Below are 26,495 nucleotides of genomic sequence, written 5' to 3'. Positions count from 1 at the left end.
CTTATTTTTAAAAAAGGCAACTAACCCTTATGGTTGTTGCCCTTTTTAAGGTATTTTATAAGTACAGTTTCATAATAATTCTTTTAGAAGTTATCCATGTCGAAACAATAAAACGACAGCTTATTGGCTGAGTGTGCATCCTGTCCCTTTTGAGGGCTTATCCCATTAATTGAGATTTTTTTAGGGTAACAATTAAAATAATGAAATAAAAATACCATCATGAACTAATTAGAAAAAGAGTAATTTCCATAAAAGAGGGCGTTCATAATAGAAAAGAAAATAGCTAAGACTTTAAAACGAATAGAAGAGGATATTAAAAATGATGACTTGGGGAAAGCAAGGGATAGATTACATGGATTAATTTCAACCTTTCCGAATGAATTAGATCTACGTAAAAAGTTAGGAGACATTTATTTTAAATTAAAGTATCCTGCAATGGCTGGCCGATACTGGTATTTAGAGAAGAATAAGACTCCAGGAATGATAAAAGCGTGTATTGTATTCGAAAACTCCATGGGGAATGACGTTAATAAAATAGCCAGAGCCTTGAAGTATAAAGGTGACATTGAAATTTTAAAAGGACTGGAATTAGACCCAGAACTATTATCAATACAACATAAAGTAAAAGAAAAAATAATAGAAGAATCAGATGAATCAAAAGAAGATAACCATAAACCGGTGATTTTCGGTTGCCTATCCATAATGATTTTAATAATTACTTTTACATTAGTTGGAGTCTATACAGTTTTTAATTGGATATTTTAATATGTTTTTTTGTATTTTTTTATGTTACCCATCTATCTTATATTTGTTAAACGCTTTAGTGGGCTGTTTACGCTTTTCAAAGATTTCGGTGTCATGGTAAGGAGCTTCTAAGTTCTCCCAATTGAATTGATCATCAACGCATGCTACATATAAATCATAGCCTTCACCATCATTTGGGAAAAACACATCTTTTTTCTCTCCGTATTGAAGCGCTTGAGTAATTTGATCTTGTAGTCTTTGAAGAGCTGCTCGATTACCAATGATATATGCGTTATCATGCCACATTTGTTGACCATAAATATGTAAAGTTTCTTCTTCTTCAAAATACTTTAATGATGCTTCGATTTGCACAATCATTTTATAGGTTCATCGTCCGTAATAAACATGTCTTGGTGAAACGAAGAAAAGCCCTTTGACTGTAGTTTATTTATAAACCGATTCTTTAAAGCACATTCCTGTACGAATAAATATATTTCTTGATGTATTTCACTCTCATATAAGATAACCTGAATAAACTCTGAATTTCTTTTGAATATAAACTGTTTAAAGTTCGGCAGCGATACTTTTTCTTCCGCTAAGAAAAAGCCTTTTGATGAAATAACGATTCTCGAAAAATGGACATGCTGTTTGCAGCTAGAAGTGTACCAATATAAGTTACTCATATAAGACTCCTTTTTTAGTTGGTTTTATAATACAATGAGAAAAAAGATTGAAAATCGAATAGTATGAAGAAATTCTTCATTGGATAGGTTTAGTTAGCAATCATTAATTTGTTTGGAATAATTATAAGGTTATTCACTTCAATGGATTTAATAAGTTCGTCTAATAACAGCTTAAATACAAGGAAAATCGATAGAAACATAGAAAAACTCAGAGAATTAGAATGCTTTAATGAGTTATATATAGATGAACGTCATCACAAAAGTTTTTATGTAAATTTAAAAGTAAGAAAATATCTTCAAAGTCATATTCTCGTATCACGACTACAAAATAGTGAAAAATCGAAGAAAAAATTTATTCATTTGTTAGAAGAGGTAGTACAATTACGCTAAAAATAATAATTTAAAACCGCATTTACTCACATTGATAAACCGTTATAAAAGTAAGTGAGGTTAACGAAAAAATCTTTAAAATGTTAAGAGAATACGTTTTAAAGGTTATCCTTATTTTCAAAGATACGCATAGTGGTAGCATTGAAAATCAATTTTATAGGTTGTCCTTCAAGAAATGTTTCAGCGTTTATGTGAAGTAAATGACCTTCCCAATTATTAAATTGAATATAACCTACAGGTATAGAGTTCTCTATAAGTTTAGAATTCTCTCGTTGAACTAATTCATCTATTGATTTAGTGATTGTAAAAATTGTATAGTAGTCTGAAAATAGCGGCTTTCCATCTGGAGAAAAGGTTACATTGGTAATTGAAAGACCCCTTTCGCAGAAATCAAGTACTTGATAATTTGATAGGGTTTCACAATCAATCTCATATAAGAATGTATCTGTAAGAACATAACAAAATTTGTTTTTAGGAGAAAGGGCGACAGTGTTAGGTTTGCCTTGAAATTGACCATAAAACTCATTGTAATTTTCATCTTCGAATTTCACCCAAGTCCACTCTGCAGTCGAGAATGGAGCAACAAAAATTTGTTCTGGATATTTTCCTGAAATGGGCTGTTTAGTAATTGTTGCGGATAATAGCATTTGAATGTCACCTTCTTAATTATTCAATCTGTTTATATGGTTTATTATATAGTATTTCTATAGTTATTTATTTTTTGTTGGCAACTAGTTAAAAGAGGGTGAGGGTTCCTTCTTTTAGTATACTGTTAATCTCAATCATTCATGTGCCTATAAACTTTTTACGATTGCCATACCTAAGCCAGTTACCTTCAAGTTCTGGTGATATTAAAATTGAGCTACTATGATAAGAAAACTCATATTATTGGTGATGGCACTATTATACTTTTAACTGAAATGGAAGATGGTAGTATTATTGTGATTAATAGAAACATGGAATATTAATATAAGATAAAAGCAAATTAAGGAATCTCCACTTCTAAGGTAAATATCATATCATCATTAGAATGTATAAAAAGAGCATAGCTATTTCAGCTGTGCTCTTTTTTAGCTTAGATATATATTAATCTCTCAATATATTATTTTTCGCCACTCATCGCAACTAGGATTTTAGATTGAGTTTTGTCGTTCGTTAACGTTACGAATCCGTTATCAACAATTTCATCTAGTTCAATTTGGCTTGTGATGATACCTTGTGGATTTAGTTGGCCAGTGCTCATTGCATCAATTGTTCTTTGGAAAATTGATGGTGTGTAGACAATGGAAGATAAGATATTTACACCTGTGTTTGTAAGTTGAATTGGATTCCATTCGATAGGTCTTGCAAAAATTGAGACTATCATCATGTTACCACGTGGTTTAGTTACATCAATTGCTTGTTTAAAAGTAGGAGCAACGCCCGCCACTTCAAAGGATACATCCACCCCGTCAGCAACAATTGTACGAACTGCTTCTACAGGGTCTTCTTTGCCTGAGTTAATAACATGTGTTGCACCTAATTCTTTTGCTTTTTCTAATCGGCTATCAGATAAATCCAATACGATAATTTTGCTTGCACCTGAAGCTTTAGCAGCAATTACTGTAAATAACCCAATTGGTCCAGCACCGAACACTGCAACTGAATCTCCTAAAGTAACGCCTGCATCTTTCACAGCTTGTACGGCAACAGCCATTGGTTCTACTAACGCGCCATCTTGTAATGTTAGGTTTTCTGGTAAACGATGTAACGATGTGACAGGAACATTGGCATATTCCGCAAATCCACCGTCTCCATGCAAACCAATGAAGTTAAACCCATCATAACGATCGACATCTTCATGTTTTTTTCTATATGTTAATGTAGGGTTAATTACTACACGGTCTCCAGATTTAAAGTTAGTCACTTTAGAGCCGACTTCTTCAATAATACCAGCAAATTCATGACCCATTGTGATTGGGGCCATTTCACCTGTTAAATCAGCTTTCGCATCAACAGGAATGAAGACAGGTCCTTCTTGATACTCATGTAAGTCACTTCCACAAATGCCTGCCCATGCTACTTTTACTTTCACTTCATCTTCTCTTAAAGCTCTTAATTCAACCTCTTCAACTCTAATATCTTTTACACCGTGCCAAACTGCCGCTTTCATATATATTACCCCCATAAATTAATTAAAATGGTGCCATAATATAACATCTTTAATAGCCATTCGGGCCTTTTCGAAATCCGACAATTCTATACACTTAATAAAGGTATAAATGGTTTCGTGATAGGATTCAAGTAGATTCATTTTCCATTTTGTTTGAGCTGCTACATTTGTAACAAATATAGTTTCTTTAAAGAACCGCAGCATCGCAATATTTCCTGAAACCTCAAAAAACACTTCTAACAAGTGAGCAAATGAAACAACATATTCATAAATATTCTCAGCTGACTTTTTTTGCTTCATCGATTCAAAACGAAGCATTAATTCATTTTGCAAAACGGAATTCCATTTTGGTTCACAACTAGTAAGAGCAAAATTCAAAAGGGAATAAAGGGCTTCCAAATAATCCTTTAATTCCTGATCTGAAATAGTCTTTACTCTTACTCCTTTATGTTGTACTTTTTCAACCACACCATCTTTTTGCAAAAGATAAAGAGCCTCACGGACAGGCGCATGACTTACTTGCAGCTCTTTTGCTATTTCTGCTTCTATCAATCGCTGACCTTGCTCATAATAGCCTGAAAATATGCGGAATAATAATTGTTCAGCTATTTGTTCTGAAATTGTTTTTTTTGAAATTGGATTTTCATTGAACCCCATCAAACCACTCCAATAAATTTAATCCTTATATTTTAACATAGTTTAATGTATAGAGTAGCTAACTAAGAAAGTTATTGATTATGGATTATAAATTATAGATTATCGATAATCTATGTGTAATACTTTAATATAAAAATTCATTCGATACAATAAAAATGTTTTAAGACTATTTTTTTTGTTAATTTCATTAATTAGTGAGAGACTGTAAATAATAGTATGAATCCACTATAAATTTTCATTTATAGTATTTTAAATCTATTGTCATGTGTTTATAAGCTATAGAAGTTCACCTTAATAGCATTTGGTTATAGACTTGATATATCTAATGAAAAGAATATAAGCTGTTTGAGGTTGTGTTAAGGAGAGCGATAAAATTCAGCGAGGGGTGTTGGAATGAGTAAAGAAAATTTCGAAATACCTGTACACTGTAAGGGGATTGCAGTGGTTTTATTGAAGAAGTTTGGTGAGGAATATAAAGTGCTTTTGCTAAAACGAGCGACTCCTATTTTGAAAGATGCATGGTGTTATATTGGAGGGAGTATTGAAGAAGGCGAGAGTGCATGGCAATCTGCTTTTAGGGAAATTGAAGAGGAGACTGGGATCACAGAGATTTCACTATATACTTCGAATAAATTCGATCAATTTTACTCACCTCATGAAAACTATATTTATATGGCTCCGGTGTTTGTAGGGTATGTGAATGACGACCAGCATGTAAACTTAAACTATGAACATAGTGAGTATAAATGGCTGAGTTTTAATAATGCGATTGAACAAGTCACCTTGCCAGGAAACGATGAAGTACTTACTTTTATTGAAAAACATTTTGTGAAAAATACTCCCTCTAAGTTATTGCGTGTAAGAAATTATAAGTAGACTCAGAGCGAGATAAGAGAAATTAATTAGTTACTCAGCTCATGTTATGGCTGAACTAACGGGTCTATTGTTGGTTAGAAATTTTGAGTGATTTCGCCAATACATTTGAAGGACGATAAGATTATTTCAATATATTTTAGAAAATTCATAACTTTATTGAAGAGATACTCAGGAAATGGTAGAATTCAAAGACTTCTAGTTTAACTCATAACAAACGAACAAAAGGAGTGTTATCCATGATTAACAATGTAGGTCAAATCATGTTGTATGTAGACGACCAAGACAAGGCAAAGGAGTTTTGGACAGAAAAAGTAGGGTTTAGTGTGATTTCGGAGGAAGATAATGGACAAGGTATGAAATGGATTGAGATTGCTCCAACCAAAGAAGCTGAAACAAGCATTATCCTCCATAACAAGGAGCTTATTGCGAAAATGTCGCCTGAGTTAAACCTTGGAACACCTTCTTTAATGTTCTTTTCAAACAACTTTGATGGGCTATATAGAGATTTATCAAACAAACATGTAACAGTCGGAGAAATCGTAAATATGCCTTCAGGTAGAGTATTTAATTTCGCAGATAGTGAAAATAATTACTTTGCTGTAATGGAAAAAAGATAAAAATAAAAGAGCTAGTACGAAGAGTCTGTTGGATAACTCTTTGGTACTAGCTCTTTGTTTAACCTTCTATAGAGTGTTAGTCAATATAAGGACCATATATAGAAATTTCAATTAAACTGTTCGCCATTTCTTCTGGGCTTGTTTCATAATTTTCTTTGATCCAAAAGACGATGCTTTCAACATAAGCGCCGGTTACATAAGAGATAATTAAGTCTATCTTTACACGCAGCTTTTTATCCTGTAGCGCGTAATAAATACCCTCTGTTATATATTGCTTCATAATTTCTTTTACGCCATTGATAAAAATCGCATCGGGTTGATAAACAAAGAATGTCTCATATGCAATATGCTTCGCTTGAATATGTTGAAACAACAGCATTAGGTTTTCGGGAATTTCTTTCTTAGGAATCTCAGATAAACGCCTCGGATTTTTAATTGTTAATGCTTTTTTTAATTCAGCCAAAACACTTTCATGGATATCAAAGCGAAGTTCTTGGATGTCTTTGTATAATTTATAAAAGGTAGGCCTAGTTACTTCAGCTGTATCACACAGTTGCTGAATCGTAAACTGGCCTTGTCCTTTTAATTGCAATGTTAAATACGCTTCATGCAATTTTTCTTTTGATTTCAATTGTCTTGGATCTATACGTTTCATTTATTTATCACCCAATACAATTGTATCACGATTTAATTTGGACTAACCACCTATACATTAAAGAGCAGTCCAACCACCATCAATCACAAGCTCTGCACCTGTCATAAAGCGTGATTCTTCACTCGCTAAGAATACTACCCCATGTGCCACATCTTCTGGATTACCAAAGTAAGGTAATTGTGTATGCATTTTATAATATGGCATTGCATCTTCCATTGATGGAGCAGTCATTGGTGTAACAATAATTCCTGGATGTACAGAGTTTACACGGATTTTGTCTTTACCGTATTCAACAGCAGCGGATTTTGATAAAGAGCGTAATGCACCTTTTGCTGCTGTGTATGGGCTTGAGCCTGCCATCCCTACAATGCCTCCGATAGAAGAGATGTTAATGACAGAACCGCCATCAACTTTTTGCATTTCAGGAATAGCATATTTCATGCCCAATACACAACCGTTTAAGTTAATGTCCATTACCCAGTTCCACTCGTCCATTTCCATAGTTGCGAAGTTTTTGCTCATCGCAACGCCTGCATTATTAACAAGTACGTCTACTTTACCGTATAGCTCAACTGTTTTAGCTACAACGGCTTTCCATTCTTCTTCAGATGCTACATTTTGTTTAATACCAGTGATTTCTCCACCAGCTGCTTTCACATCAGCCACTACTTCATTTAATTTTTCTTCATTTAAGTCAGTCGCTACTACTTTTGCGCCTTCCTTCGCAAATAAACGAGCTTCTGCTGCACCCATACCATTTGCTGCCCCTGTAATAATCGCTACTTTTCCTTGTAATCTCATTGTCCATACCCTCTTTATTGATAATTTTTTGGATTGTAATAAAGCTAAAGCTTAATACTTTCCCTTCAAAACTAATTTACATATTGTAAATTAGTTTTGATTTATGAGATATATTTTAGTGTATCAAGTATAAAAAGTAAATGGTAAATATAAACAACTGTTTATTATATAAAATAGTTGTCGATTGAAACATTATTACAAGAATGCATAATAGTTAGCGTTTGCTAAATAGAATGCTTTCTTTGTTTTGTTTACAATGTGTAAATGAGTTTTATTTATGATTAGATGAACGAAGGAGAAAAGCTATTTTCTAAGACTCGGTTAGTTTGTTCTTTTTTAGAAGGAGTAAAGGTATTTTTGAAGAATTATTATAGTAGGTTGGTTTATGAAATTTATCTATGGAAATGAAGGGGGGAATGGACGTTTATGATACTATGGTTTCGCCACTTGCCAAGATTAAATATAGATTTAGCAGAGTGGAATCCTTTTATAAAAAATAATTGGTTTCGAGAACACTTTATGAAGTTTGTTTATTTACTCCAAATCATTATTCTGCTGATGCCTAACTTTTTTTATATAGGTTTCGGTTCTCTTAATATATTCACTCTTTTCTTATTAGGTATATTAATCTTGATCCCTCATGAATTGCTCCACATCATCGTCATAAACAAAAAAGGTAATATAAGCTTAACATTTCGGGGTGTATTTTTCTGGCTACATACAGATGCCATTTTATCTAAAACTAGATTTTGGATTTTTATGAGTTTGCCCTTGATTGTATTATCAGTAGTGCCTGCTTTATTCTCATTCCTTGCATCCGGGAATATCAAATCAACTTTATTAATTATCAGCTGGATCAATTTATTGATTTCTGCCGCTGATATTATTAATTCCTTTTTAATTGCCATTAAGCCAAAGAACTCTATATTTTATAGAGGCTATTACCGCGTGGAAAAGAATTAAATACATAACTCTAGCAGGAGGGTGAAGATGCTAAGAAGAAGTCCTTCAGAATGGTACGATTAACGAGGAATTATATAACTTGGCGTGGGAAGAAAGAAAAAAGCTAGCAAGTATAATAAAGGATAAAGAATTTGGATTAATAGAATGACAGAGACTCATAAAGAGTATCTATTAAAGAATGCTAAATTGGATTGTTGAAAGTAGTTTGAAACTCTAAAAAGGCAGGGTTGGAGGTTACTCTTACTCTGCCTTTACAAGTATATATATGTTTTTACTGTACCAAGCTATCAATCTCTGGTTGCAGCTTATTTCGTAAAACATATAGCATAATAGCGCCAACAAGGAATGCGACGGCTTCTGCAATAACTAATGACCAGATTACCCCATGGAAGCCGTTTGTTTTATTTGCGATAAATAATACTGGAATCAGTGTAATTCCTTGAATTATAGACATGATGAAAGCAGCTGTACCTTGAGCTGTTGCTTGGAAAATCCCCGTAAACAAGGTCGTAATGCCTGTAATGAACAAGGATAAAAATGTCACATGCAAAATATAGCTGCCCATATCAATTAATTGCGGGTCATTTGTAAATAGGCCAATTAAGTGATCGGAAATCAAATAGACAATGATGCCGAACAGGACTGCTAACGCGACAATCGCTTTAATAGTAAAACCAATCGTTTGCTTCATGCGCAATTTATTCGCTGTAAAAGAGAAGGCAATCAATGGTACGACACCCTCGCATAACCCCATCAGAATAAACTCTGGAAATTGTAATAAACGCGATGATATACCATAAGCCGCTACGGCCTGGTCGCCATATTCAACAAGAAAATGGTTCAGGATGAGTGACATGGCACCTAAAAAGATACTCATTATAAAGACGGGAACACCAATTTTAAATACATTGCTCAAAATCTCTTTGTTCGCTTTAAACCATTTTATGGATATAGTTAAAAACTGGCTTTTATTACTCATATGGAAGGCGTAAAATGCGCTTGCAACTATATTCGAAATGACAGTAGCAGAAGCGACGCCTATTACACCCCAGTGCAACACGAAGATGACGACCGCATCGAGAATAATATTTACAACAACACTGAGAATCATACCGACCATTGAGGTGATAGCCGCACCCTCGGACCGCACGATATTTTCTAATGTGAAGAATAAAATGACAATGGGTGAACCAAGAATCATGATCATGACATAGTCCTTTGTGAATTTGAATGATTCAGATGTTGCCCCAAGACCGTGCACAATAGAATTAATGAACGGGAGACCCGCCATGATTACAATAAGACCGAGAACTAAACTGCTGTAAAAAGCGAAAGATGATACATGCTTTACAGAGTCATATTTTTTCTCTCCAAGTAAGCGGGAGATGAATGTGCCGCTACCCATGCCAATTAAGTTGCCTAGCGCCATAATAAATGCGAATAATGGCAAAGTTAATGCGAGTGCCGTCAACATGGTCGTATCGTGAAGTGTACCTAGGAAGTAGGCATTTAAGATGGAATAGATCACACTCATCGAAGTGCCAAGCATCATCGGCACTGCAAAATGAGCTACAGCTTTTGCGACTGGTGATTCTTCAAAATAATAGATATTATCTTTATCCATAGTGGATCACTGCTTTCTGTAAGTATTTTGATATCTTAATCTAACGGTGTAAGGTTGAGCCTTACAGTGTTAGATGTTATCATGGGTTTAATAATCTGTAAAGAAAAAACTTACACTGTTAGATAAAAGGGTGGATGATGATGAAAAAACAGCAGCCTCAAATTTCAGAAGATAAAATTTTAGAAACTTCATGGGAGCTTCTTGGGGAAAATGGCATTGAAAAATTCAGCATGAGACGATTGGCCGATCGCTTAGGAATACAGGCCCCTTCTCTATACTGGTACTTCAAGAGCAAACAGAATCTCTACCAGCGTTTAGCGAATCAGATATCCAAAATCATTTTAGAAGAGTTCCATTCAGAAGGGGATTGGAAGGAGCAGCTAACAGAGCTTGCGGTAACTGTGCGAAGTGTGCTGAGCCGATATCCTTGTTCTACGCAGCTCATGATGATGACACTGCCTCACGAGCCAGACATCATTCGATTTACGAACCGTATGCTACTTTGCGTGGAATCTACTCCGCTTAAGCAAGAGCAAAAAATGCAGGTAGTCACTACGCTTGTGAACTTTGTTTTTTACTTCGTGCTAGATGATTATCAACATGAGCGCAATATTTCCGTTATGCTGAAGGAACAGAGTGAGCTTCCGGGAGAGCAGATGATTAATCTTCTTAATTCAATGAGCGACAGCGATGCAGGACTGTTTCGAAGAATGTTCACGAATGGCTTGTTTGAGCTGATGGGGACAGATGAGGCCTTTGATTTTGGCTTAAAGCTCATTCTATATGGTGTAGAACGGGTGATAGTGGAGCAAGTGAAGTAGTCAAATTACTTTTTTCAAGCGACATACCAAACTAATAATGCAGTTCCTACAGAGTGTGAAGGAACTGCATTCATCCTTAAGGAAAATGTACATGGCTAAAGGGGGATGGAGATGAAGAATAAATTCTCAATAGGTGAAATGGCGAAGCTTCATAATACGACCATCAAAACCTTGAGATACTATGATGATATTGGGTTGTTGAAGCCGATTCAAACTGATTCGCACAACGGGTATAGATATTATTCAACGGAACAATTTGAGCAACTCAACACCATTCAGTATTTAAAGCAGTTAGGTTTTTCCTTAAAAGAAATCAGTAAACATTTGGAGCATCGGGATATTGATGGATTCCTGGAATTGCTGCAGAAACAGAAACAACTAACTGAAATGAAAATAAAAGAGTTAGAACGGATAAACCGTAGATTTGAAACCCGAATAGAAGAGATCCATTCAGCCAGAGAAATAAGGGAATTGGAAGTTGCCTCGATAAAGCATATAAAAGAGAGAAAAGTCGTAAGGTTAATGGAGAAGATTCAGTCGGAGCCAGAGTTAGAAGTATCCTTACGCCAATTAGAGAACATAGCCAATATGAATTCTTCTATATTTATAGGTGGTGTAGGGCTCACAGTGAGTCTCGAACATATTAAAAATAACAAATTCGATGTATATAACTCCATATTTATTCTCCGGGAAGAAGATAAGCAAAATTCATTAGAGACCACTATCCCTGAAGGGCAGTATGCATGCATCTATTACAGGGGGAATCACAGCGATTCTCCCCGTTATTACAAAATCCTGTTGAATTACATACATGCCCAGCGTTTTCATATTATAGGGGATGCCATAGAAAGAACTATCATTGACCATTTTATTTCGGGAAGTAAAGAGGACTACCTGACAGAAATTCAAATTCCAATAAAGTATTGACCCTTCCCTTACAGGAGGGTTTATATTTTTAGTAAGAACATAGAGATAAGGAGAAGGAATATGTTCGGTACAATCTTTAATACACTCATGATAATCATTGGAAGCATTGTGGGAAGTGTCTTTAAGAAGGGGATCAAGGATGAATATCATACGATTCTGATGCAGGCCATGGGGTTAGTTGCCATGGGATTAGGCATCAATGCCATCGTGCAACATTTGCCTTCCAGCCAATACCCCGTGCTTTTTATTGTTAGTTTAGCGATTGGGGGATTGCTCGGCCAAAGACTTGATTTGGAAGGGAAGTTCAATGCTTTAGTAAATAAATATTCTAAGGGTAATTTAGCTGAAGGGTTATCAACTGCCATCTTATTATTTTGTATTGGTACATTGTCTATTATCGGCCCTATAGAGGCTGCATTAAAGGGCAATTATACATACCTGCTTGCGAATGGAATGCTGGATGGAATCACGTCGATTGTTTTAGCCTCTACATTTGGAATAGGGATCGCTTTTGCTGGGATTGTTTTATTTCTATGGCAAGGATCTATTTATTTAATCGCGTTGTTAATGGAGAGCACCATTAATAATAGTCTTCTAAATGAAGTAACAATTGTAGGTGGTTTCTTGATATTGGCTTCTGGTTTAAGCATTTTGGGCATTAAGAAATTTAATACGTTAAATCTGTTGCCATCACTACTGATTCCACCGTTTCTATTTTTAATTATCCATTTTTTCCATTTATAATAAGATTAATCAACGTAGTAAACTTTCGAATTTAAAACGTCTAAACAATTCAACCTTCCACCATATGCACAGCCACCATCAATGCCAATAATGCGATTATCTCCAAAATAAACATCGTTGCTTTCGTGCAAATAATTGGTTGGTGTATGTCCAAATACAACAGTTTTATCGCCATTATATCCTTTGTGGAATTCTTCGCGAATCCACACTAATGTATAAGGCTCTGTTGACTCTATTGGTGTTTCAGGGTGAACGCCTGCATGAACAAAAATATGGGTGTCTGTTTCATAGTAGTATTGAAATTCTTTTAATATTTCAATGTGTTTGCGGATGTCATCGTTTAATTTAATAGGCTCAGGCATTTCAGTAGTTGTATACCAATACTCTGCATCGTCTTTTTCAATCGTATATCCATAGTTTTGAAGGGTTTTTATGCCACCGTTATAAAGCCATCTTTTCAAATGCATCGGATTACCATCAAAAGCATCCATCATCATCATTTCATGATTGCCAATTAAAGCAATAGCACCCTCACTTTTTAACTGAATCACTTTATCCAAAACGGCTCTCGAATGAGGGCCTCGATCTACATAATCACCTAATAACAGCAATTGATCTAGGTTTTTGTCATATTGTACAAGCTCTAAGAGTCGCTCGAATTTTTCTAAATCCCCATGTATATCGCTTATAGCTAGGATTCTTTTCAAAACACACATCTCCTTTAACTGTTAAAATGGTTTGTTTTAATAGTAACAAATCTATTTTTACTTTTATACTAGTTTTGTAAAAATTCAATCAATAAGGTTCTAAAATGAAATAGCTTTATAATCCTGCTAATTTTAACGAATAAAGTAGACGCCTAATATCATGGACGTCTACTTTATTCACTGTTCTACTGGATTATTTAAATGAGCTGCAACGATTACTGCATTGAAAGGTATATGGCGCCATGTTGTTGGCTAGGGTTTTTGTGTGATAGCCATTGTTATTCAGATAGGTTAATAGTTTTGGCAAATGGCGGATGGTCTCTGGTTTATCATGCATCAGAACAATTGGGGCCTGGCCCAATTTGTCCCATGATTGGATATCGCGGATTGTTTTTTGGACGTAGCGCTGGTCTTTCAATGACCAATCATCCGAATCCACAGTCCAGTCCCAAATTTTAAAGTGTTGTTCCCCTAATAAAAGTCGCATATCGATTGTTAGATATGGGATGCTTCCATATGGCAAACGGATGAGTTGAGAATGTACTGCCGCAACATTTTGTAGGATTTCTTGAGCTTTCAACATTTCGTTTAGCGGTGCACTGGCTGCTGCGCTGTATAGTTTATTGGCATCGTGTGACATACTGTGCAACCCGACCCCAAACCCTTCATTCACCATTCTTTTAATTACTTTAGGATGGGCCTTAATATTAGAGCCAATCATGAAGAAAGTTGCTTTAGCATGATAGCGGTCAAGTATATCAAGTAAATGGCCGGATTCAAGAGTAGGGCCGTCATCAAAAGTCAGATAAACGGTTTTCCTCCTGTGTTCTTTTTTTAGATGATTGATTGCTTTTTTATGTACAACTTCCTCATGTGCGTTTTCCTTTTTCCTTTCTTTTTGCGTTATTTTCCGGTTTTTATCCGAATTCTTCTTTCCGGCTTGTCCGGTTACATTTGAAGAGGCAGTCGGCGATTTCTGGCTTTTCTTTTCTTGTGGTGTTGCGGCCTGCTTTTTTTCAACCGCAGGATTATCATTATCTGCTGAGGATCCAATAGGGCCAATCAAATAAACGCCCAGCAGGATTGCTGCGAGTATAACTCCTAAGCCTATGCTGACTTTCCCTTTCGCTCTCTTTTTTCCTTGTCGTTTCATCTTTCGAGCAACCTCTCTTTCTTAGTGTGTTTTGTATGATGGATTGAACCTGATTTTTGCGCTATTATGCATTTACCTTTATTAATATGACTTACCAGCACTATGAAAAGTTTTGAGGAAAACAAAATGTTTGTATTTGGTGGTTTCTTTTAAAAAAGAGTTTAAGAAAAAATGGATTAAAGATAAAATAGAAAAGCTAGGTTATACTCTAGAAATAGAATGTGTTAAATTCATAAACAATGTAAATAGGATGTACAGGATATAGATGAAAGGATTTGTATGAATATGAAAGAAAACTTTTGGCGTGACTTGCCACGACCATTCTTTGTGCTGGCTCCCATGGAGGATGTGACTGATGTTGTATTTCGCCATGTCGTGAGCAAAGCAGGACGCCCGGATGTATTTTTCACCGAGTTTACAAACACGGATAGTTATTGCCACCCAGAAGGAAAGAACAGTGTGCGTGGACGTTTGACTTTTACGGAAGACGAACAGCCAATGGTGGCACATATCTGGGGAGACAAGCCCGAGTATTTCCGTGAAATGAGTATCGGAATGGCGGAGATGGGGTACAAAGGCATCGATATTAATATGGGCTGCCCTGTTCCAAACGTAGCGTCTAGAGGAAAGGGTAGCGGTCTTATTCTTCGACCAGATGCAGCTGCAGAAATCATCCAAGCAGCAAAAGCAGGAGGACTGCCTGTTAGTGTTAAAACAAGGCTAGGCTACTCAGATCTAAATGAGTGGGAGGACTGGCTAACGCATATATTGAAGCAGGATATTGCCAACCTTTCGATTCATTTGCGAACAAGAAAAGAAATGAGTAAAGTAGATGCCCATTGGGAGATGATTCCGGCAATCAAGGAATTACGTGACCGTATTGCACCTGACACAATGCTTACCATCAATGGAGACATTCCTGACCGACAAAAAGGTCTTGAGCTTGCTGAACAATATGGAATAGACGGCATCATGATTGGTCGCGGTATCTTTAAAAATCCGTTTGCGTTTGAAAAAGAACCAAGAGAGCATAGCAGTCAGGAGCTTCTAGATCTTTTAAGATATCAGCTAGATTTGCACGATCAATATCAAGAACTAGTGCCACGTTCCATTTCGGGACTTCATCGTTTCTTCAAGATCTATGTCAAAGGATTTCCTGGTGCTGGCGAATTGCGAAATCAATTGATGCACACGAAATCTACGGATGAAGTGCGTGCGCTGATTGATGGTTTTGAAGTAAAGAATGTTGATTAGAAAGCAATAGCCAAACCTAAAAAAGGAAAAAGATTATCTCAGCCCGTGATTGAGATAATCTTTTTTAGTTATAACGGGTGTCTTGTGAGACTACAATATAATAAAATTTTTAACTAGAAAAGAGAAGGACTATGGAGAAGCTCGGATTATATAAGGAAGTTTACATATCGTAAGTAATAGAGTGGCGGTAGCATTCCTATATTTACAACCGTTCGGTGGTGAGATACAACTGTTCCTGGAAGATTTACCACCGCATCCACCCGATTTACAACCGCTCTTCACAAGTTTACTTCCGAAAGTTAGCAATTTAAGTCCTATCTGTCCTAAATGAAGTAAAATATGGTCGCCCGCAAAAAGGTTATAAAAAGAGATAAAGATTTTCAAATTGAAAATTACGTTGTGCTGTGATTAGGTGCCCAACAGCAATCAATCCTAAGGAAAGGGATGTTACTAAATTTCACCATATCTGTCCTTGACAATCCATTCAATAATGTTAAGATAATATCGAATGTTACTAAAACTTCATATGATTTACCACTAGGGGTGCCATTAGAATGGCTGAGATCAAAGTGTGACTTTGAGACTCTTGGAACCTGATTTGGTTTATACCAACGTAGGGAAGTGGCACGGCAGAAATTTTATTTTTTGATACATATAATTTCTAATACCCACTTTCTTTGCGTAAAGGAAAGTGGGGTTTTTTTATTCCATTTTCCTAACACTATTTTTGGAGGGATTATGATGAAATTTTCAGAGCAGTTACGACGTGAGGCAGATTCTATTTGGGAAGCAAGTTTTCAGCATCCATTTGTGACAGGGATAGCTGATGGAAGCTTGCCATTAGAAAGCTTCCGCTATTACGTGTTGCAGGATTCTTATTATCTTTCTCATTTTGCCAGGGTGCAGGCATTGGCGGGAGCAAAGGCACCTGATTTGCACACAACGGCTCGCATGGCTATTCATGTACAGGGTACAGCTGAAGCAGAATTGAGTCTGCATGCTAATTTTTCAAAGCAATTAGGCATTACTGATGCTGAAATTGCTGAGTTTAAGCCTGCTCCCACTGCCTATGCGTACACATCTCATCTATATCGAGCGGCATTTACTGGTCATATTGGTGATATTATTGCAGCGCTTCTTCCATGCTATTGGCTTTATGATGAAATCGGTCAGCGTTTAAAGGGAAATACGCCAAATCAACCAATCTATCAAGAGTGGATTGCTGCATACGGTGGCGATTGGTTCCATGAAAAAGTGGTGGAGCAAATCGAGCGAATCGATGAGATTGCTGAGAGGGTTACAGAATCAGATCGCTTGCAAATGCTCGAGCATTTTATGATCAGCAGCCAATACGAATATTCATTTTGGGAGATGGCTTATCAGCATGAAGATTGGCCAATCGTGAATAAGGATTCGATGGTGAGAGGCTAATGAATCGAGAGCTGCATATTGTTTCGACAGGCAGACAGCCTATTCCTGAAATGATTCGGATCGCCAAAGATATTCATCCATTCATTGATGCTTTCCATATCCGTGAAAAGCAGAGAACTGCCAGAGAACTAATGGAAATCGTAAATCAACTGAAGGCAGAAGGTGTGCCTTTGGATAAAATCATCATCAACGATCGACTGGACGTCGGAGCGGTCACAAAGGTGAAGGGCGTTCAACTAGCTAATCATAGTTTGGATATCGCGGTTGTGAAGGATGTTTTTCCAGCATTACGGCTAGGATGTTCGGTTCACACAGTAGAAGAAGCGATATATGCGAGTGAATGTGGCGCAGATTATGTGATATATGGCCATATCTTCCCTTCACAATCCAAGCCGGACAAAGAACCACGAGGCCTAGAAAAATTAAAGGAATTAACTATGAACGTAAAAGTTCCAGTGATTGCGATTGGCGGAATTCAATTTGAGAATGTAGAACGAGTGTTGGAAGCAGGAGCAAGCGGGATTGCAGTCTTGTCAGGAGTGATGTTGGCAAACAATCCAGTACAGGCAGCGAAAAAGTATTCTGCAAAATTGAGGTTAACGGAAAGTCCTTTATCAAAATAAATTGATTAGCACACGTAAAAGGAAGTGAGCGGATGAGACTCCAAATAAATGGTGAATCTCTAGAAGTTCCCGAGCAAATAAGAGTTGTGTCAGATGTGATTCATCACTTTGGATTAGAATCTAAGGTTTTCATTATGGAATTAAATCATAACATTTTAGACAAAAGTCGCTATTTCGACACAGCTGTATCAGAAGGCGACAAAATAGAGATTGTACACTTTGTTGGAGGTGGATGAAATGTTGAAAATTGGGCCATATGAATTTCAATCAAGACTTTTATTAGGAACAGGAAAGTACCCAAACTTTGATATTCAGAAAGAAGCCGTGGAAGTATCAGGAACGGACATCCTTACGTTTGCCGTTAGAAGAATGAATATTTTTGAGGCGAGCCAGCCGAATTTCCTGGAGAAAATAGATTTAGCGAAGTATAAACTATTACCCAATACAGCAGGGGCCACTACGGCTGCAGAAGCGGTTCGCATCGCCAAGCTGGCAAAGGCATCTGGCTTATGTGACATGATTAAAGTCGAAGTCATCGGTTGCCAAAAAACCCTGTTGCCTGACCCGTTCGAAACATATAAGGCATCTGAAGAATTATTGAAAGAAGGATTTATTGTCCTTCCTTATATCTCAGATGATGTATTGCTAGCTAAAAGATTGCAAGAATTAGGCGTCCATGCAATCATGCCTGGCGCTTCTCCAATAGGCTCTGGTCAAGGCATTATCAACCCGCTTAATTTAAGTTTTATTATTGAGCAGGCAACTGTACCCGTTATTGTAGATGCAGGTATTGGTGCGCCATCTGATGCGGCTATTGCTATGGAAGCAGGAGCGGATGGAGTCCTCTTGAATACTGCTGTTTCAGGTGCTGGTAATCCCGTGAAAATGGCGAAAGCAATGAAGCTTGCCATTGAAGCAGGACGCTTAGGCTATGAAGCAGGTAGAATAGCGAAAAAAAACTATGCAACGGCTAGCAGTCCAACCGAAGGAATGAGCATCGGGTGAGTGAGCGTTATTCAAGGCAAGAATTATTTGTGCCTATCGGTAAAGAAGGCCAAGAGAAAATTAGGCAAAAGCATGTACTTGTAATTGGTGCAGGGGCACTCGGAACGGGAAGTGCAGAAAGTCTCGTACGTATGGGGGTTGGTAAGCTGACTATAGTTGATCGAGATTACGTAGAGTGGAGTAATCTTCAAAGGCAACAATTATACGATGAGGAAGATGCCAAGCAACGCGTACCTAAAGCTATTGCAGCGCATAAACGATTATCACAGTTAAATAGTGAAGTAGAAATCCATGGTCTTGTTCAAGATGTTTCAGCGACTGAAGCAGAGCAACTTATAAGGGATGTGGATCTCATAATGGATGCCACAGATAATTTTGACACACGCATGATTCTAAATGATGTAGCACAAAAATATAACATTCCATGGATTTATGGTGCTTGTGTCGGAAGCTATGGATTAAGCTATTCCATTATCCCGGGGAAAACGCCTTGTTTAAATTGTTTGCTGGAGACAGTGCCAATTGGTGGATTAACGTGTGATACGGCAGGCATAATCAGTCCCGCTGTCCAAATGGTAGTGGCTTATCAAATCACTGAAGCGCTAAAGATTTTGGTTGAGGATGATTGTTCTTTAAGGAATCAGCTTATATCCTTTGATTTATGGAAGAATCAACATACTTCTATCATAGTCGATCAGTTAAAGAAACAGAGTTGTCCATCCTGTGGCGATCATCCAACTTATCCTTACCTAGAACATCAAAGTCAATCAAAAGTAGCAGTGTTGTGTGGACGCGATACGGTTCAAATTCGACCGTCTCATAGAATCACAGTAGACTTAGAAAACGTAGCAAACCTACTATCTAAGCAAGCGGACTCAGTCGTACGAAATCCATATCTTGTTTCGTTTAAAATGGGCGATTTTCGTCTCGTCCTATTTAAAGACGGACGGGCATTGATACATGGCACGAAGAATATTGAGGAAGCTAAATCATTTTATTATCGTTATTTAGGATAGCTAAGGAGTATGCTTGTGGGGTATAGATGTCTAATCAACAGTTATACTAATCAAAACTGTAACAGGGAAATTCTTTAGAAAAGGGCGATAGAATGGTGGCAATATGTGAGCTATGTGGGCGAGATGGAGTGGAAGTGACCATCCATCATTTACTTCCGAAAGAGATGGGCGGTACTTTTGGTGATACTGCCAAACTCTGCATACCATGTCACAAACAAATACATGCCCTTTATACAAATAGCGAAATTGCAGCTCGATTATCCACATTATCAGAATTACGTGCAGATCCAGCGATAAGACGTTTCATCAAATGGATTCGAAAGCAGCCCTCTAGCAAGATGGTGAGGAATAAAAAGGTGAACCGGAGAAAATAGAGGAGCATGCTGTTTTGAGTAGAACAGCATGCTTTTGTTATGACTTGATGTGGTATCAAAGCTCCACATCTTCTGGATCAAACCATTCACCAGTAAGCAAATCAAGTGCATTTCCTGCATCATGGATTTCAAAATATGAAGGAATGCCAATTTCTTTACCGTTCGCTTGGTTGAAGCATTGATAAACCCAACGACCGATTTCTGCAATACAGGCTTCTTCCACACCCTCTTTTTCATAGAACTCTTCTAATGTATCTGACCACTCTTCCTCCAACCATTCATCTACTAAAAATTCATCAAGTAAATCGACTGAACCCGCGAAACCTTCATCTACCTCTTCTTCAAAAACCTCATCAAACATATCTTCTCGAGTAGATAAACTGAAGTAGAGAGTAGGTTCACCTATACTACTTTCTATAAATATTGCGTTTACCTCTTCCGCAAAATTCATCTCTATTAAACTGCCTATTTTCTCCACCAATTCATTTGTCTTTTTAGACAAATTGGAACGAATCATCTCTAAATAGTTTTCTACACCGTATTCCATATAATCACCCCTTAAAAAGTATATAATTAGTATAACATTCCAATTATGGATGTAAAATGTATGGTGCTAGAGCTATTTGTTAAACAAGTTATACTATTATGATTTAGTCCATTAATATACCTCTTATAGCAGTGTTAATAGTGTTTTTACGGTGATTTAAATTATCTTTTCTTTTTCCTTTGTCTGTTTCAAGCAAAGCAGACGAAAACACCGCAAGTAAAAAAGTCTTCTTATAATAATTGCTCAATGTGTCTCAGATCGTTATTTTCTAATAAAAACAGCGACAAACACTAGATTAATAGTGCTTGCCACTGTTTGAAATATTTCCAAGATTTCATTTTAAAAACGTTTAGTAGATTTGCTTTGTATAAACTACTTACCCTTTTCCCACAGGCTCTCGCTTCACAAAAAGTGATAAAATAAGCCCGATGATTGTAAGGGCAAGGATAAAGATGTACGCATGTTTTGTTCCTTCTGCCATTAATTCACCTGGTGTAGCGTTCGGGAATTTCTCCATATGCAATGTTTGGCCATTTACCAATAATGTAATTGCCAACGCTGTACCGATACCACCAGCAATTTGTTGTAATGTGCTCATGACTGCGGCACCATCACCATATAATTTGCGAGGTAATTGATTTAATCCATTTGTTTGCGCAGGCATGATAATCATGGAAATACCGATGAAAAAGATAGAATGTGCCAAAATTACTTGCCAAATTGGTGTATCTGCAGAGATTGTAAAAACAAAAAGTAAGCTTGAAATAAACGCTAAAAGATACCCAAGTGGCAAAAATTTCTTTGCACCATACTTATCAAATAGCTTTCCTACAAAAGGAGAACAAAAAGCGTTCAGGGCACTACCAGGTAAAAGAATCATCCCAGCTACTGTCGCACTAAATAATAAAGATCCTTTTAGATACATTGGTAATAAAATGGCTGATGATAATATGAGAAGCATACCACTGAATAATAACAACGCTCCTAATGTAAACATCGGGAATTTAAACACTCTCAAATTAATCATTGGCTGCTTCATTTTCATTTGACGGATACTAAATAATATAATGGACACGGCACCTACAATAAATGGTGCATATACCGAAACGGAGTTAAATGATTTTTCCGCAATATTACTTAAACTATACATCAAACCGCCAAATCCAAGTGTGGATAACAGGATAGAAAGCAAATCAATAGAAGGTTTTGTAATCTTGGATACATTATCAATCTGTTTAAGCCCGATAATAATTAAAGCTACATAAAAGATAAGACTTATCCAGAAGATATAAGCCCAATCCAACGAATCAACAATAAGACCAGCTAAAACAGGGCCAACAGCAGGTGCTGTTGTAATGACAAGTCCCATTAATCCCATCACAGCTCCACGTTTATAGATAGGGAAAATAAGTAAAATAACATTCATCATTAATGGTAAAATAATGCCCGTTCCAAGAGCTTGCACGATACGACCAATTAGTAAAACTGTAAAACTAGGTGCTACTGCAGCTAAAATTGTTCCTACAATAGAGAAGGTTAATGAACCGACTACTAATTGTTTTGTTGTAAACCATTGAATGAGTAGGGATGAAACAGGTACGAGAATACCAATTGTTAATAGATAGCCCGTCGTAAGCCACTGGGCAGTCGTTGGTGACACACTAAAATCTGACATAATATTAGTTAGTGCCATATTCAAGGCGGTCTCACTAAAGAGTCCGATAAATGCGGCAAACATAAGTACAGAAGCCATAGCTTTAGGGCTACGTACTGGCACAACTTGAGATGAAGACATAAAATACTCCTTTCTTTCATGAAAATAATTAGACCGGTCTATATAATTTTACGATAAATAAAGTCCCTTTTTACTGAGACAGTAGTAAAGGGATCATCTTATTCACGTGATGTAATGGCTCACTCGATTTTTTTGTAAAACATAGCGTAACGCCTCCTTCAATTAAGGCACTAATTGTTTCACTAATCAAACAAGCACGATCTTCACTATAGCCACTCGATTTTAATTTATCGTAAAAAAGTTTTTCCCAAATTATAAAGGTTTCTTCACAGGCCTGGCGTAAATTCTCATTGACAAATACAGTTTCCATCGCGAGCAATCCGAGTGGGACGTTTTTAAATTGTGTTTTTCGTTCTATGTCTTTAAATCTTTCCGCAATAGTTCCAATATGATATTGAAATGCTTCGACTGGGTCATCATAAGTGGCAAGATTTTCATTAATTACTGTTGAAATCGTCTTTGCAGATAAATTAATCGCTTCAATCGCTAATTGCTCCTTACCATTAGGGAAATGATAATATAACGAACCTTTAGGCGCTCCACTCTCTTTAAGTATTTCACTTAACCCTGTAGCATGATAACCTTTCAAATGAAAAAGCAAGGTAGCTGCTTCTAAGATTTTCTCACGGGATGTTTCTTTACTAGACATAGATCATACCTCCATCAAATTATAACGAACGGTCTATATAATAATAAAAGTGTCGTTTGGTGTTGTCAATCTAAATTTATTACTATGTAAAAGCAATCTAAAGGTGAACTCCTCCCAATTAACGAGTATGTGCATTGCTATTTTTATGTCAAACAGCTAATATAGAAAACCAAAAGCAGAACAGGTTAACAGAACTAAAAATAACAAGGGGGAATTGTATGAGAGAAATAACTTTATCAAACGGAAAGACTGTAAAAGTTGAATGTTTAAGCTGTGCATTAACTAGTGGACTTATTGAGCCAGATGGTGGTGTTGTTATTGAAACTGCCCATTTTCATGCCCATCAAGATGTTGCATATCCAATAAAAGGACTAATCATATTAGCTTCTAAACGCCATATTAAATGCTTTGATGAATTAAATGAAGCAGAAAAATTGGATTACATAAACTTACTAACAAAGATAAGAAAAGCCCAAAGGGAAGTGTTAGGTATAGAATATGTTTATTACTTTTACAATGAAGACACAACTCACCATTTTCATACCTGGATGGTTCCAAGGTATGAATGGATGTATCAATTTGGACGTTCAGTAGAATCTGTCAGACTTGTTCTACTTCATGCACGTAACCACATGAATAGCGAGGAAAATATTAAGGAAGTAATGTATGCAATTCATGCTTTGGGTAAAGAATTGAATAAGTAATATAATATAAAAAATTATCTTAAGATTGTTATCCAGATAAGTGATAACAATCTCTTTTGATTTCTATAGAAATTCCAATCTAATCTCACTCCCATTCCGACTCTCCTCCTCATAAAACTCCATCACTTCTACCGTAAACCGATCTAGTATTCTATCTAGCTTTTTATACATATAGCCAAAGGGATTGGTGATGAACTGCCTTTTAGTTTGCTGAATAGTTTCTTTGAAGGCTGTAAAGCTGATATCTTCGAGCTGTTGTTTGCGGACTTGGTAGATTTCCCATTCCAGCAAGGGTTTTAGTTGCTTGTACACGACATCCACAAATTTCTTTGTTTCTGAGGTGTTGCCAGTGGTTGATAAAAGATAATGAAAAATTCTATTACGCAAAGATGTATTTAACATCGGGTATGTATGTTTACCGTATTGATGTTTAGGATTAGAAGATAAAGATGGTTCCTGTTCCAGTTGCGCTGCTTCAACCTTACTCTCACAAGGAGTTTCAGCTTCTTCTTGATGTGCCACGGCCAATGTGTCATCACAAGGTAAAATAGAAAAGATGTTGGCGCCTTTGATGCCATTCATCTTTTTTGTTTGGATGCGTTTGATAATCTGAAACTCTTCTAAACGTTTGAGCGTGCGGAAAACAGTTCGGACAGAAATGCCTAAAGCACCTGCAATTGTTTGTGCCTTTAAGTGGCAGGCACCTGGATAATCCAATGCATGCGAAGCCATTTTATAAAGAACGGCCTTATCGGATGGGGTCAAATTGTAGTAATGCTTGCGGATGTGTTGTTCCACTTGCTCGTCCATTTCTTGTATAGTTGTAAAAGATGTATAAGGTGCTAAATATTCAAAACGTGCCATGTTTTCTCCTTCTTTCAGCTTTTATATAGTAAATAGATGAAAGTAGGGAAAAGGGGACATAAAATAAAAAATATTTTTGTTTACAATATAAAGAAGAATGTACAACAATTTATTGTACACTCCTCAATTTAATGTGTGAGATGTGAATTTATTTTAGATAAGATGATAATCTGAATGGGATGAGATGGTATTTGAATGAATGGGTTGACATTGTTTACACATTTTCTTAAATGTTTTGTGCAAGAGCGTTATCACGACCACGTATTTTATTAGATACTGCTTTAATTCTTACAAAATCATTCACTACATATTGAATGCGATTAGATAATGCTTCTACAGTAGCAACTATTTTTGTTTTCGCTAGAGCATCTTGTTTGCCGTGCTGTTTACCGCTCTTTTGTTATTGTGTATCTCACACATTAGTATTCTATGAAGTAAACGGTTTTTGATCTGTACTCATGTCCGTGATTCTTAAAATACTTTGAATTGGTTTACCACTATTACAGAAAAAAACTCGCCGATTGCGGCGAGTTTTTCTTTTTTAATTCAAGCATGTTATTCAATAGTATGTTTCATGGCATTATACATATTGGCTACGTGCTCATCTGACTTATCTCGTGGCATGCGGAGTCGTTCAACGGAAGAGCCGTACCCGATTTCTTGTTCGCCTTCTTGTAAGCCTTTGAAAATGCCATCTGCAAATTCGTCTAATGGCTCTCCATTTGTATGCAGTCCGGCACCGCCTAGGTCTGTGTTGACTGCTGGAGGGGCAACTTCAATCACTTCTACACCTGTTTCGGCAAGTTGGTGACGTAAGCTCATCGTAAAGGAGTGGAATGCTGCTTTTGTAGCTGAATAGATTGGCGCGATAACCATCGGGGTAAAAGCTAACCCAGATGTAATGTTAATAAAAGTGGCTTCTTCTTTTTTAGCGAAATAGGGTGCAAAAAGCATCGTTATATGGAATGGCGCTTCAATGTTGGTCGTAATTTCTTGATTGAAATAAGCCCAATCGTTCTTTGCATCTGCTTTTAATATGTTAAAACGTTGTTGCATTCCTGCGTTGTTCACTAACACATTCACTTCGGGATAGTTTTCTGTTACCCATTCGAATAGGGAAATGCGCTCAAATTCACTGCTTACATCGCTTTGATGAATGATCAGCTCTGGAAATTTTTCTTTTGCCTGCTGAAGAACATTTTCTCTCCGTCCTGTAACGATCACTTTGTTTCCTGCTTTTAAAAATCTTTCTGCAAAAGCTAAGCCAATTCCAGAACTTCCGCCTGTGATAAGGATTGTATTTCCTGAAAGTTTCAATGTTATTCCTCTTTTCTAATAGCATGTGGTTCTGATAAAAATACAGGATGCTGTACTGACAATTTTTCAGTAGCCCATGGTAGTATATCCTAATACTACCCACTAACTATAGGGATTAACATCGTTCAAATGCTTAGAAATAATCATAAACCTCCTTTTCTTATTAACTTAGTTAGGATTAATGGCATAATCTATTGACAATGGTTCATATTATGGGTAATATTCATTTTAATTTGAAATTTCAAAAATCAAATAATTCAATCTATCCAGAGAGGTGGAGGGACATGGCCCTTTGAAACCTCAGCAACAGGTTCTGCTAATGTAGTAGAATACTGTGCTAATTCCATCAGGCATATAGCTTGGAAGATAGGAGAAGACAAACTTGTTTTGTTAAAAGTCTCT

General features: G+C 36.6%; 30 protein-coding genes and 2 riboswitches. Of the genes, 15 read left to right on the top strand and 15 right to left on the bottom strand.

Annotated elements, in window-relative coordinates; all coding sequences use genetic code 11:
* Window positions 1-264 precede the first annotated feature (264 nt).
* Window positions 265-765, top strand: coding sequence for a DUF6584 family protein (locus tag M2M59_RS13640; protein ID WP_147197718.1), 501 nt, complete (start codon window positions 265-267; stop codon window positions 763-765).
* A 24-nt stretch (window positions 766-789) separates the two neighbouring features.
* Here the strand turns inward: M2M59_RS13640 and M2M59_RS13635 are convergent, their stop codons facing one another.
* The 5 genes from M2M59_RS13635 to M2M59_RS13615 form a co-directional block, all read right to left on the bottom strand.
* Window positions 790-1,122, bottom strand: a complete 333-nt coding sequence (locus tag M2M59_RS13635) for a hypothetical protein (RefSeq protein WP_249774868.1) — start codon at window positions 1,120-1,122, stop codon at window positions 790-792.
* Window positions 1,119-1,427, bottom strand: coding sequence for a hypothetical protein (locus M2M59_RS13630; RefSeq protein WP_249774867.1), 309 nt, complete (start codon window positions 1,425-1,427; stop codon window positions 1,119-1,121). The genes M2M59_RS13635 and M2M59_RS13630 overlap by 4 nt, the downstream gene beginning before the upstream one ends.
* 488 nt (window positions 1,428-1,915) lie before the next feature.
* Complete coding sequence (locus M2M59_RS13625; protein ID WP_249774866.1) at window positions 1,916-2,464, bottom strand: hypothetical protein; 549 nt, start codon at window positions 2,462-2,464, stop codon at window positions 1,916-1,918.
* A 455-nt stretch (window positions 2,465-2,919) separates the two neighbouring features.
* Window positions 2,920-3,969, bottom strand: coding sequence for a 2,3-butanediol dehydrogenase (locus M2M59_RS13620; RefSeq protein WP_249774865.1), 1,050 nt, complete (start codon window positions 3,967-3,969; stop codon window positions 2,920-2,922).
* 18 nt (window positions 3,970-3,987) lie between these two features.
* Window positions 3,988-4,626: a GntR family transcriptional regulator gene (locus M2M59_RS13615; protein WP_249774864.1), complete on the bottom strand. Its 639-nt coding sequence runs from the start codon at window positions 4,624-4,626 to the stop codon at window positions 3,988-3,990.
* A gap of 393 nt (window positions 4,627-5,019) precedes the next feature.
* On the opposite strand from M2M59_RS13615, the gene M2M59_RS13610 reads away from it, so the two are divergent.
* A complete protein-coding gene (locus tag M2M59_RS13610) occupies window positions 5,020-5,502 on the top strand; it encodes an NUDIX domain-containing protein (protein ID WP_249774863.1) in 483 nt (160 codons plus the stop codon).
* A gap of 236 nt (window positions 5,503-5,738) precedes the next feature.
* Window positions 5,739-6,119 carry a VOC family protein gene (locus M2M59_RS13605; RefSeq protein WP_249774862.1) on the top strand — a complete coding sequence of 127 codons (381 nt, stop codon included), beginning with the start codon at window positions 5,739-5,741 and terminating at the stop codon, window positions 6,117-6,119.
* A gap of 76 nt (window positions 6,120-6,195) precedes the next feature.
* Here M2M59_RS13605 and M2M59_RS13600 read toward each other — a convergent pair whose 3' ends face one another.
* Both M2M59_RS13600 and M2M59_RS13595 read right to left on the bottom strand, forming a co-directional pair.
* Window positions 6,196-6,774 carry a TetR/AcrR family transcriptional regulator gene (locus M2M59_RS13600; RefSeq protein WP_147197729.1) on the bottom strand — a complete coding sequence of 193 codons (579 nt, stop codon included), beginning with the start codon at window positions 6,772-6,774 and terminating at the stop codon, window positions 6,196-6,198.
* Window positions 6,775-6,831: 57 nt separating this feature from the next.
* Window positions 6,832-7,575 carry an SDR family NAD(P)-dependent oxidoreductase gene (locus M2M59_RS13595; protein ID WP_249774861.1) on the bottom strand — a complete coding sequence of 248 codons (744 nt, stop codon included), beginning with the start codon at window positions 7,573-7,575 and terminating at the stop codon, window positions 6,832-6,834.
* A gap of 426 nt (window positions 7,576-8,001) precedes the next feature.
* Between M2M59_RS13595 and M2M59_RS13590 the strand changes: the two genes are divergently transcribed.
* Complete coding sequence (locus M2M59_RS13590) at window positions 8,002-8,538, top strand: DUF3267 domain-containing protein (protein WP_249774860.1); 537 nt, start codon at window positions 8,002-8,004, stop codon at window positions 8,536-8,538.
* A 271-nt stretch (window positions 8,539-8,809) separates the two neighbouring features.
* On the opposite strand, the gene M2M59_RS13585 is transcribed toward M2M59_RS13590, so the two are convergent.
* Entirely contained in the window at window positions 8,810-10,162 is a 1,353-nt protein-coding gene (locus M2M59_RS13585; protein ID WP_249774859.1) for an MATE family efflux transporter, read from the bottom strand.
* A 140-nt stretch (window positions 10,163-10,302) separates the two neighbouring features.
* Here M2M59_RS13585 and M2M59_RS13580 point away from each other — a divergent pair, with 140 nt between their 5' ends.
* The 3 genes from M2M59_RS13580 (at window position 10,303) to M2M59_RS13570 (ending at window position 12,654) form a co-directional block, all read left to right on the top strand.
* The gene (locus M2M59_RS13580; RefSeq protein WP_249774858.1) at window positions 10,303-10,983 is read left to right on the top strand and encodes a TetR/AcrR family transcriptional regulator; all 681 of its coding nucleotides are present in this window, start codon (window positions 10,303-10,305) and stop codon (window positions 10,981-10,983) included.
* 111 nt (window positions 10,984-11,094) lie between these two features.
* Complete coding sequence (locus M2M59_RS13575) at window positions 11,095-11,910, top strand: MerR family transcriptional regulator (RefSeq protein WP_249774857.1); 816 nt, start codon at window positions 11,095-11,097, stop codon at window positions 11,908-11,910.
* 60 nt (window positions 11,911-11,970) lie between these two features.
* Entirely contained in the window at window positions 11,971-12,654 is a 684-nt protein-coding gene (locus tag M2M59_RS13570; protein ID WP_249774856.1) for a DUF554 domain-containing protein, read from the top strand.
* Between the two features lie 5 nt (window positions 12,655-12,659).
* Here the strand turns inward: M2M59_RS13570 and M2M59_RS13565 are convergent, their stop codons facing one another.
* Both M2M59_RS13565 and M2M59_RS13560 read right to left on the bottom strand, forming a co-directional pair.
* Window positions 12,660-13,361, bottom strand: coding sequence for a metallophosphoesterase family protein (locus M2M59_RS13565; protein WP_147197752.1), 702 nt, complete (start codon window positions 13,359-13,361; stop codon window positions 12,660-12,662).
* Between the two features lie 193 nt (window positions 13,362-13,554).
* Window positions 13,555-14,514 carry a polysaccharide deacetylase family protein gene (locus M2M59_RS13560; protein WP_249774855.1) on the bottom strand — a complete coding sequence of 320 codons (960 nt, stop codon included), beginning with the start codon at window positions 14,512-14,514 and terminating at the stop codon, window positions 13,555-13,557.
* 285 nt (window positions 14,515-14,799) lie between these two features.
* Here M2M59_RS13560 and M2M59_RS13555 point away from each other — a divergent pair, with 285 nt between their 5' ends.
* From M2M59_RS13555 to M2M59_RS13525, 7 genes are all read left to right on the top strand, one after another.
* A complete protein-coding gene (locus M2M59_RS13555) occupies window positions 14,800-15,768 on the top strand; it encodes a tRNA dihydrouridine synthase (protein ID WP_249774854.1) in 969 nt (322 codons plus the stop codon).
* A 529-nt stretch (window positions 15,769-16,297) separates the two neighbouring features.
* A riboswitch (TPP riboswitch) is annotated at window positions 16,298-16,405 on the top strand.
* 104 nt (window positions 16,406-16,509) lie between these two features.
* On the top strand, window positions 16,510-17,199 hold the full coding sequence (gene tenA / locus M2M59_RS13550) for a thiaminase II (RefSeq protein ID WP_249774853.1): 690 nt from the start codon (window positions 16,510-16,512) through the stop codon (window positions 17,197-17,199).
* The gene (tenI, locus tag M2M59_RS13545) at window positions 17,199-17,822 is read left to right on the top strand and encodes a thiazole tautomerase TenI (RefSeq protein ID WP_249774852.1); all 624 of its coding nucleotides are present in this window, start codon (window positions 17,199-17,201) and stop codon (window positions 17,820-17,822) included. Before tenA ends, tenI begins: the two co-directional genes overlap by 1 nt.
* A 32-nt stretch (window positions 17,823-17,854) precedes the next feature.
* The gene (gene thiS, locus M2M59_RS13540; RefSeq protein ID WP_249774851.1) at window positions 17,855-18,058 is read left to right on the top strand and encodes a sulfur carrier protein ThiS; all 204 of its coding nucleotides are present in this window, start codon (window positions 17,855-17,857) and stop codon (window positions 18,056-18,058) included.
* A gap of 1 nt (window position 18,059) precedes the next feature.
* The gene (locus tag M2M59_RS13535) at window positions 18,060-18,827 is read left to right on the top strand and encodes a thiazole synthase (RefSeq protein WP_147197765.1); all 768 of its coding nucleotides are present in this window, start codon (window positions 18,060-18,062) and stop codon (window positions 18,825-18,827) included.
* Complete coding sequence (locus tag M2M59_RS13530; protein WP_249774850.1) at window positions 18,824-19,843, top strand: thiazole biosynthesis adenylyltransferase ThiF; 1,020 nt, start codon at window positions 18,824-18,826, stop codon at window positions 19,841-19,843. The genes M2M59_RS13535 and M2M59_RS13530 overlap by 4 nt, the downstream gene beginning before the upstream one ends.
* Window positions 19,844-19,935: 92 nt before the next feature.
* Window positions 19,936-20,217 carry an HNH nuclease-like protein HlpB gene (locus M2M59_RS13525; RefSeq protein ID WP_147197769.1) on the top strand — a complete coding sequence of 94 codons (282 nt, stop codon included), beginning with the start codon at window positions 19,936-19,938 and terminating at the stop codon, window positions 20,215-20,217.
* A gap of 55 nt (window positions 20,218-20,272) precedes the next feature.
* Here the strand turns inward: M2M59_RS13525 and M2M59_RS13520 are convergent, their stop codons facing one another.
* The 3 genes from M2M59_RS13520 to M2M59_RS13510 all read right to left on the bottom strand — a co-directional run bounded on the left by M2M59_RS13520 (window position 20,273) and on the right by M2M59_RS13510 (window position 23,208).
* Complete coding sequence (locus M2M59_RS13520; RefSeq protein ID WP_249774849.1) at window positions 20,273-20,764, bottom strand: hypothetical protein; 492 nt, start codon at window positions 20,762-20,764, stop codon at window positions 20,273-20,275.
* Window positions 20,765-21,140: 376 nt separating this feature from the next.
* Window positions 21,141-22,559: an MDR family MFS transporter gene (locus M2M59_RS13515; protein ID WP_249774848.1), complete on the bottom strand. Its 1,419-nt coding sequence runs from the start codon at window positions 22,557-22,559 to the stop codon at window positions 21,141-21,143.
* A gap of 70 nt (window positions 22,560-22,629) precedes the next feature.
* Window positions 22,630-23,208, bottom strand: a complete 579-nt coding sequence (locus M2M59_RS13510; RefSeq protein WP_249774847.1) for a TetR/AcrR family transcriptional regulator — start codon at window positions 23,206-23,208, stop codon at window positions 22,630-22,632.
* A 218-nt stretch (window positions 23,209-23,426) separates the two neighbouring features.
* On the opposite strand from M2M59_RS13510, the gene M2M59_RS13505 reads away from it, so the two are divergent.
* Window positions 23,427-23,912: an HIT family protein gene (locus tag M2M59_RS13505; protein WP_249774846.1), complete on the top strand. Its 486-nt coding sequence runs from the start codon at window positions 23,427-23,429 to the stop codon at window positions 23,910-23,912.
* 63 nt (window positions 23,913-23,975) lie between these two features.
* On the opposite strand, the gene M2M59_RS13500 is transcribed toward M2M59_RS13505, so the two are convergent.
* A complete protein-coding gene (locus M2M59_RS13500; protein ID WP_249774845.1) occupies window positions 23,976-24,776 on the bottom strand; it encodes a helix-turn-helix domain-containing protein in 801 nt (266 codons plus the stop codon).
* A 555-nt stretch (window positions 24,777-25,331) separates the two neighbouring features.
* The gene (locus M2M59_RS13495; RefSeq protein WP_249774844.1) at window positions 25,332-26,093 is read right to left on the bottom strand and encodes an SDR family oxidoreductase; all 762 of its coding nucleotides are present in this window, start codon (window positions 26,091-26,093) and stop codon (window positions 25,332-25,334) included.
* Between the two features lie 259 nt (window positions 26,094-26,352).
* Window positions 26,353-26,466, top strand: a riboswitch (SAM riboswitch).
* The last annotated feature ends 29 nt before the right edge of the window (window positions 26,467-26,495 follow it).

Origin of the sequence: Rummeliibacillus sp. G93, assembly GCF_023515935.1 — a bacterium.
Taxonomy (GTDB): Bacteria; Bacillota; Bacilli; order Bacillales_A; family Planococcaceae; genus Rummeliibacillus; species Rummeliibacillus stabekisii.
This window is presented reverse-complemented; position numbering and strand designations above follow the sequence as displayed.